The sequence below is a fragment of the Parasedimentitalea nitratireducens genome (genome assembly GCF_057444295.1).
In genome coordinates this window covers 1-590 of record NZ_JBYAXC010000046.1, presented here as the reverse complement: position 1 = coordinate 590, position 590 = coordinate 1, and the positions used below count along the sequence as shown (strand labels likewise).

The following is a 590-nucleotide window of genomic DNA, read 5'->3' as shown; positions in this document are numbered from 1 at the left end:
TTTGTGCAGAGTTTCCACGAGATGATGTAGCGGCTGTAATCGTCGAGGATGGTGCTGAGATAGAACCACCCCCAGCCGAGAACCTTGAGATAGGTAAAGTCGGTCTGCCAGAGTTGGTTGATGGCAGTGGTTTTGTCTTTGAACTCGCTTGCCGCCTTGATCACGATGAAGGCCGGGCTGGTGATCAGGTCATGGGCTTTGAGTATCCGATATGTTGAAGCCTCTGATACAAAATAGCTTTCCTGATCGGTGAAAGTAACCGCCAGCTCCCTTGGTGACAGTTCCGTTTCCTGTAACGCCAGTTCGACAACCTTGCGCCGCACCTCGTCAGGGATACGGTTCCAGACATGCTTTGGCTTGGGAGATTGATCCTGTAGGCCAGCCTCGCCACGTTGCAAATAACGATCATACCAACGGTAGAATGTGGTGCGGGGAATGCCGAGTTTGGCCAGTGTCAGGCGTGCTGACATATGTGATCCTTCGACCAACCGAATGATCTCCAGTTTCTCAGAAGCAGGATACCTCATTCGTGGTCGCCCCCACCGTCGAACATGCTTTTTTTGAGCAAGCGGAGTTCGAGCGTTTGTTCC

General features: G+C 52.2%; 1 protein-coding gene. It reads right to left on the bottom strand.

The features are described 5' to 3' along the window. On the bottom strand, nt 1-590 hold a 590-nt coding region (locus tag AC2T28_RS24945), incomplete at both ends, for a helix-turn-helix domain-containing protein (protein WP_486751301.1).